This window comes from Winogradskya humida (assembly GCF_016862215.1).
GTDB lineage: Bacteria > Actinomycetota > Actinomycetes > Mycobacteriales > Micromonosporaceae > Actinoplanes > Actinoplanes humidus.
Genome location: NZ_BOMN01000051.1, coordinates 20,706 through 27,205, shown reverse-complemented (window position 1 = coordinate 27,205; position 6,500 = coordinate 20,706). Strand labels below are relative to the sequence as shown.

The 6,500-nt window shown below is 69.7% G+C and carries 7 protein-coding genes; 4 read left to right on the top strand and 3 right to left on the bottom strand.

All coding sequences use genetic code 11. The features are described 5' to 3' along the window. The first annotated feature begins 1,055 nt into the window (after window positions 1–1,055). Window positions 1,056–1,634, top strand: a complete 579-nt coding sequence (locus Ahu01nite_RS20675; protein ID WP_203838215.1) for a DUF4190 domain-containing protein — start codon at window positions 1,056–1,058, stop codon at window positions 1,632–1,634. A gap of 184 nt (window positions 1,635–1,818) precedes the next feature. On the opposite strand, the gene Ahu01nite_RS20670 is transcribed toward Ahu01nite_RS20675, so the two are convergent. Beyond that, entirely contained in the window at window positions 1,819–2,685 is an 867-nt protein-coding gene (locus Ahu01nite_RS20670; RefSeq protein WP_239159011.1) for an SDR family NAD(P)-dependent oxidoreductase, read from the bottom strand. Window positions 2,686–2,913: 228 nt separating this feature from the next. On the opposite strand from Ahu01nite_RS20670, the gene Ahu01nite_RS50490 reads away from it, so the two are divergent. Next, on the top strand, window positions 2,914–3,534 hold the full coding sequence (locus Ahu01nite_RS50490) for a DUF4190 domain-containing protein (RefSeq protein WP_239159010.1): 621 nt from the start codon (window positions 2,914–2,916) through the stop codon (window positions 3,532–3,534). Between the two features lie 27 nt (window positions 3,535–3,561). Here the strand turns inward: Ahu01nite_RS50490 and Ahu01nite_RS20660 are convergent, their stop codons facing one another. Next, window positions 3,562–4,191, bottom strand: a complete 630-nt coding sequence (locus tag Ahu01nite_RS20660) for a hypothetical protein (RefSeq protein WP_203838214.1) — start codon at window positions 4,189–4,191, stop codon at window positions 3,562–3,564. Window positions 4,192–4,254: 63 nt separating this feature from the next. Continuing rightward, window positions 4,255–5,178 (bottom strand): DMT family transporter, encoded by a 924-nt coding sequence (locus Ahu01nite_RS20655; RefSeq protein WP_203838213.1) that lies wholly within the window; start codon window positions 5,176–5,178, stop codon window positions 4,255–4,257. Window positions 5,179–5,269: 91 nt separating this feature from the next. Here Ahu01nite_RS20655 and Ahu01nite_RS20650 point away from each other — a divergent pair, with 91 nt between their 5' ends. Together Ahu01nite_RS20650 and Ahu01nite_RS20645 are read left to right on the top strand one after the other, a co-directional pair. Then, on the top strand, window positions 5,270–5,968 hold the full coding sequence (locus tag Ahu01nite_RS20650) for an HAD family hydrolase (RefSeq protein WP_203838212.1): 699 nt from the start codon (window positions 5,270–5,272) through the stop codon (window positions 5,966–5,968). Window positions 5,969–5,994: 26 nt separating this feature from the next. Continuing rightward, on the top strand, window positions 5,995–6,492 hold the full coding sequence (locus Ahu01nite_RS20645) for a hypothetical protein (protein WP_203838211.1): 498 nt from the start codon (window positions 5,995–5,997) through the stop codon (window positions 6,490–6,492). The last annotated feature ends 8 nt before the right edge of the window (window positions 6,493–6,500 follow it).

Sequence of the window (6,500 nt, the reverse complement as noted above, 5' to 3'; positions counted from 1 at the left end):
GCCGGGCCGAGGGCCAAGCCGGGCCGAGGGCCAAGCCGGGCCGAGGGCCAAGCCGGGCCGAGGGCCAAGCCGGGCCGAGGGCCAAGCCGGGCGCAGACCAAGCCGGGCGCAGACCAAGCGGCGCGGACAAGATCGGCGCGGACCAAGCAGGTGCGGACGAGACCCGACAGGGGTGGCACAGACCCGGCAGGCGTGGGCCAAACCTGGCAGGGGTGGGCTCCGTGAGAGAACGGCGGCAGCCCTGAGCTACGTCCGACCTTGAGCCGCGTTCTAGCCCAGATCTATGTCCGGCTCTGGGCGAACTCCGGCTCTGGGCGAACTCCAGCCCCGGGCCACCTCCAGCCCCGGGCCAACTCCAGCCCCGGGCGACTCCGGCTTGGTCAAGACTGCATGGCCGGGGCCGATCACAGCTTTGGGTCGAGACTTCGGGCCCGGGCCGATCACAGCTTTGGGCCGGGTCCGGAGCGGGGCTGCGTCCAATGTCAGGCATGGCCAGTTCCGGTCGTCCGAGGGCTGGAGGAAGCTCGTCGGGTTCTGGGCCACCTTGAGGTCGAAACCGGGTCCAGCTCAGATTGCGGCTGACCGCGGGACCTCTCAGCGCACTCCAGCATCGCCTGCACCCGGTCCCAGGCGGCGTTCAGACCTGCCGAGCTTGGCGGTGCGAAAGGTGGGCGGGCGGTGAGGGCAGGTGTCTAGGGGTGGGTGGGCAGTTTTGGCAGGTCCGGGGGCGTCGATGGGGGGTGGGCTGCGGGGTAACGGCGAATGGGAATGTGAGGGTTGATTGCGGTTTGGGGGGTTGGTTTGATCGTTGTGATGGACTTGGGATGTTCTGGGGGCGGGTGGGGGTGGATGGAGGTTGTCCTGATCCGCGACTATGAATCCGTTCGGGGGAAACCAGCGGTTCGGGTCGTGCTCTTCGGGGGGACGGGCGGGCCGGGTGTTGGGGCTGTTCCAGGCGGCGTGACGTGCGATGGGATGGCTTGACACGCTGTATCGGGGTGCCCCTATTTTCTTTCCGGCTAGTACGGTGCCGGGTGAACGAGGAGGACCTTGAGATGACATACCCGCCATCGGGTGGTTCGCAGGACCCATATCAGCCCCAGCAGCCTTACGGGCAGCAGCCGCCTTACGACCCGACGACGCCGTATACGCAGGACCCGTACGGTGCTCCGCAGAGTGGGGTGCCGGCGAGTGGGCAGCCTTCGTACGGGCAGCAGCCCCCGCCTTATGGGGCTCCGGCCAGCGGGGGGCCGGCGAGTGACCCTTACGGCCAGTCGCCCTACGGCGCGCCGTCGAGTGGGCAGCCGTACGGGCAACAGCCGACGAGCGGCCAGCCTTACGGGCAGCCGGGCTACGGACAGCCGTACGCACAGCCGGGTTATCAGGCCGCGGCGCCGACCAACACGATGGCGATCCTGAGCCTGGTGTTCGCCTTTGTGTTCGCGCCGGCGGCGATCGTGATGGGTCACGTGGCGAAGAAGCAGATCCGGCAGACCCACGAGTCCGGTGACGGGCTGGCGACGGCGGGGCTGTGGCTGGGTTACATCTTCACCAGTGTCTACTTGCTGATCTGTGCGTTCTACGTGGTGGCCGTGGTGTTCGCGCTCAACTCCGGCGGAACCTCGAGCTACTGACGCTCACGGACGACGCCCGGTGGACACCGTTCCACCGGGCAGCGGCCCGACCGTCCGGAAAACCCGCTGTTCAACAGCCCGAAAGGCCTGAAACCCGTGGGTCGGACCAGCGGCCTGGAAAGACATAGGCCAGCGGCCCAGCGGCCCAGCAGCCCGGAGAGCCACCGGCAGAAGCCGAGCAGGCTCAGCGGAATTCGGCCTCGCGGACGCTGTTGCCGCCGTCGACGACCAGCATCTGGCCGGTGATGTACGACGCGGCCGGGGAGCACAGGAATGCGATGGCGGCGGCGACCTCGTCGGGGGTGCCGGGGCGGCCGATCGGGGTGCCGAGGCCCTGTTTGATCTCGGTGACCGTGGAGGCGGCGGTGTAGATCGTGCCGGGGGCTACGCAGTTGACGTTGATGCCGTCGGCGACGAGTTCCATGGCCAACGCTCTGGTGAGGCCGACGACGCCGGATTTGGCGGCGGCGTAGGCGGCTTCGGTGGGGAGGGCGTTGATCGGGCCGGCGGTGGCGGCCAGGTTGACGATGCGGCCCCAGCCTCCCTCGGACATGCCGCCGACGAAGGCTCGGCTGCACAGGAAGGCCGTGCTGAGGTTGCGGTCGATTTCGGCGCGCCACTCGTCATAGGTGAGCTGGGCGACCGGGCGGAGGACCTCGGGGCTGGTGCGGCTGGCGAGGCCGGCATTGTTGACCAGGACCTGGACGTCGCCGAGCTGGTCGACGATCGCGTCCGCGAGGGCGCCGACCTCGGCTTCGTCGGTGAGGTCGGCGACAAAGCCGGTCACGCCGAGCTCGGTGGCTCGTTCGTGGATGCGGCGGGTCGTGGAGACGATGGCGACCCGGGCGCCCAGGTCGCGCAGGCGGCGCGCGGTGGCGTACCCGATGCCGTCCGGGCTGCCCGCACCCGTGACCAGGGCGACCTTTCCGTCCAAGCGCAACGTGACGGGCGCTTCCTCGGGGCCGGGTGTGGCCGCCAATTCCAGGTGCACCGCCTCGGCGATGGCAGAGGGCTCACCGGGAACGGACTCGGGCTGGGCGTCGTAGGCCATGCGGCGATCCTGCCCGCTCCCGCGCACGGGGGCAAACATCGGTCCGATCGTGGCGCAATCTCAAACCGTTTTTCGGTACGCCCGGAGCGCGAAGCCGCAAAACCACGGCGACCCGGCCACAGAGCAGTAACGGGGCTGCGCCGGGGTGACAGACCCTTCTACCCTGATCGGAGACGTCGAGGACGTCGACGACATCGAGCAGCGCAGGCGCCGGACGGAGGCAGTCTCGTGACCTACCCACCGACGCAGAACCCCGACGGCACCAACCCGCCACCCCCGGACCCACCCGTCCAGCCCTACCAGCAGTACCAGCCGCCGGCCCAGTACCAGCCGCCCGCCCAGTACCAACCGCCGGCCCAGTACCAACCGCCGACGCAGTACCAACCCGCGCCGCAGCAGCCACCGCTCCCCTCGCCATACGAGATCCCGCCGGTCCAGCAGGCGCCGGTCTACGACCCGTACGGCCCGACGGCGAACCCGTACACCCAGCCGGCGAACCCATACGCCCAGCAGCCCTACGACTACGGCAACCCGGGCAGCCCGTATGCGTACTCGCCGTACACCACGATGCGTCGCCCCACCGACGGCCTCGCGATCGCCTCCCTGGTGATCTCCTGCGTCGCGGTTCCAGGCCTGTGCGGGTTCTATGTCGGCGGCATCCTGGGCATTCTCGGCGCGATCTTCGGTCACGTCGCCCGCCGACGCATCCGCAGGTCGGGCGCGAGCGGCAACGGCATGGCGCTCGCGGGCATCATCGTCGGCTGGGTCGTCACAGGCCTCGCCATCATCGCTGCGATCGCGATCGGCGTTTCGATGGCGAACACCCCCGACAGCACCGGCACGTTTTAGAACGCCACTCTCAGCGCGGAACGAGGGTCAGCCGCCGGGTTGGGGCGCGGTGGGGATCCCGGTTCCGGCCAGCGGCGTGACCGGCCCCTCCTCGATGAAGATCAGTGGAGCCTTGCTGCCGTACTGCCGGGGTAACTGCTCCCGGGCCTGGTCGACATCCGGGGTGCCGATCTCCAGACCGACCCCGTCATGCCGCGCGGAGATCGTCGAGATGAAGATGCCGCGGGCCTGCCAGGCGGGGATGTCCGCTCGCAACCGGTCGTGCCAGGTGGCAAGCTCGTGCATGCCGTAACGGGCGTCGCGGACGAAGATGCAGGTGTTCTCGGCGGCGTTGCGGATGAAGTCGTCGAAGGCCGCTGACGGGACGCGGTAGACGATGGCGCGTACCCGTTGCTGGTCGACCTCGATGCCCGCGTAGCTGGACTTGTGCTGGGTGCGGCCCGCCTCGTCGATGCGGCCGATGACCGCTTCCAGCGGCTGGGGCGTGACCGGCCAGGTGCGGCCGCCGACGTCAATGCTTTCCGGGGTACGCGAGAACTCGCAGCCCGCCGTGGTCCAGCCCCCGACGATCCCCACCTCGGGAACCTCGGGCTCCCCGCAGGCGCCGGTCATGACGAGCACCGCCAGACAGAGGGGCAGACATCGATATCGACGCATCGCATCCACCCTCTCTACCGCGCCGGACCGCCGTACGCCAGGGATCAACGAGATTGGCAGCTGTCAGGGCGCGTCGACGGGCACCTGGGCGGGAGTCGTACGGGCGCCGAGGATGACAACTGCGACGCCTGCGACCAGGACAGCAAGGCCCGGCAGGGCTGCCGTGGAGGGCGTCTGACCGAGCCAGAGCCACGCCAGCAGCGCGGCGCCGGGGACTTCGAGCAGGATGAGCACGCTGACCGTGGTGGCGGGGACCTTCTGCAGCGCGTAGTTGAACATCGAGTGCCCGAGCAGCTGGGCGCCGACCACGAGGGCCAGGATCGCCAGCCAGGTCTGCTTGTCGTACCCGGTCAGCGGGACCCGGGCGACCAGGCACACCACGAGCAGCAGGACCGCGCAGGTTCCATAACAGGTCCACGTGTACGTCGTGGTGCTGATCCGGACCCGGGCCCGTTCCCCGAACGCCGTGTAGACCGCGGCCGCGATCGCGCCGATCACCGCGAGGACGTCGGAGAGAACCGCCTGGCTGGAGACGCCGATGTCGACTCCGGTGGCCCAGGCGACGCCGACCACCGCGAGGGCGATGCCCGCCCAGCTGAGCCGGGACGGACCGGTCTGTCCCGGGAGAGCGGCGGCCAGCAGGCCCTGCCAGACCGGTTGGGTGGCGACCAGCGCGGTCGCGGTGGCCACCGAGCCGAGCTTGACCGCCGGCATCCAGGTCGCGAAGTGCACGGCAAGTGCAATTCCGGCAAGTACGCAGAAAATGCCACCGGTCGCGGGCAGTGACCGGACCTCCGCCCGGCGCGGGCCGGCGCTGATCGGGGTGAGCGCCGCGAAGGCCAGGCCGTTGCGCCAGAACGCCACGGCCAGGGCGGGTGCCGCCGCGAACGCGATCAGCGGGGCCGAGGAGGAGACCGCGATAACGGCGAGGATCAATGCGCCCGTGGTGAACGCCTTGCCGTCACTTCGCGCGGATGAGCGGGTCACAGTTTGTCGACCAAAGTTGAGCGGAAAGTAAGACTGTCGTTACGCTCACCGCGTTTAGCCATCGGTCAATGCCCCTGGAGAGTGGTTTTCCATGCCCGCGTATCAAGCGGTGGTATTCGACTTCTTCGGCACGCTGACCCGCTCCGTGCAGCGGGGTCCGCAACATGCCGACATCGCCCGGGCGCTGGGCTGTGACCCCGACGCCATCCTGAGCGTCCTGAACCGGACCTTCCAGGTACGGGCCCGTGGCCAGTTCGGCTCCGCCGAGGCCACCCTACGGTGGGTCACCGAGCAGGCCGGCGGCAGCCCGCGACAGGCTCAGCTGCAGGCCGCGGTGCCCGCCCGGGTCGATGCGCTGCGGGCCGACACCCAGCTCCGGGCCGATGCCGAGAGTGTGCTGCGCGCGCTCAAGCAGCGCGGTTTGCGTACCGGACTGATCAGCGATTGCACCCACGAGCTGCCGGCCTTCCTGCCGAGCATGCCCATCGCACCCCTGCTGGATGTCAGTGTCTTCTCGGTCGAGGTCGGCCGGTGCAAGCCGGACCCGATGATCTACCTGGAGGCCTGCTGGCGGCTGCGGGTCGCGCCGGAGGACTGTCTCTACATCGGCGACGGCGGCAGCCGCGAGCTCACCGGCGCCGCGTCGGTGGGCATGACCGCGGTCCGGCTCAACGCCCCCGACCTGGCCGATCACCTCGTCTTCGACCGCGACGACGACTTCGCCGGGCGCAGCATCACCTCACTCTCCGCCGTACTCGACCTGGTCGACCGGGTCCCCGCCCTCAATTGAGGGCGGATGGCTGAGAGGATGGCCCGGTGACGACGGAGCTGGTGGCCGAGGCCATCAAGAAGGCCGGCATCGCGTGGGTCAGCGCCGACGGCGGGCCCGCCCGCGGCCTGTGGGTCATGCCGCTCGACGGGACGCTGATCGTGCTGAGCGGGCCCGGCGAGCAGATCTCGCCCGGCCTCGCGGAGGCCACCACGGCTCAGGTACGCCTGCGCGGCGACAACGGCGGGCTCATTCTCGTGGTCGAGACGCGGGTCGAGCGGATCACGCCCGGCAGCGAGGCCTGGGACGAGGTCGCGCTGCAGTTGGCCAACAAACGGCTCAACGCCTCGGGCACCGCCGACGAGGTCGTGACGCGGTGGGCGCGGACCGGCTGCGTCGTGGCCCGGCTCACCCCGGCGGAAACCGCACCCGTCGCTGCTCCGGACCTTCCGGACGATTCAGGTGCGGCTCCGACCCGGGAGACCCCGGCGAAGGTCGCGGTGCGTCGACCGTTCCGCCTTCATCGCGTACGCAAGAAGCGCTGATCTTTTGA

Bases quoted from the DNA above. Each gene is read 5' to 3' on its own strand.
- Ahu01nite_RS20660 (WP_203838214.1), bottom strand. From the start codon at position 4,191: ATGCGTCGATATCGATGTCTGCCCCTCTGTCTGGCGGTGCTCGTCATG.
- Ahu01nite_RS20650 (WP_203838212.1), top strand. From the start codon at position 5,270: ATGCCCGCGTATCAAGCGGTGGTATTCGACTTCTTCGGCACGCTGACC.
- Ahu01nite_RS20675 (WP_203838215.1), top strand. From the start codon at position 1,056: ATGACATACCCGCCATCGGGTGGTTCGCAGGACCCATATCAGCCCCAG.
- Ahu01nite_RS20670 (WP_239159011.1), bottom strand. From the start codon at position 2,685: ATGGCCTACGACGCCCAGCCCGAGTCCGTTCCCGGTGAGCCCTCTGCC.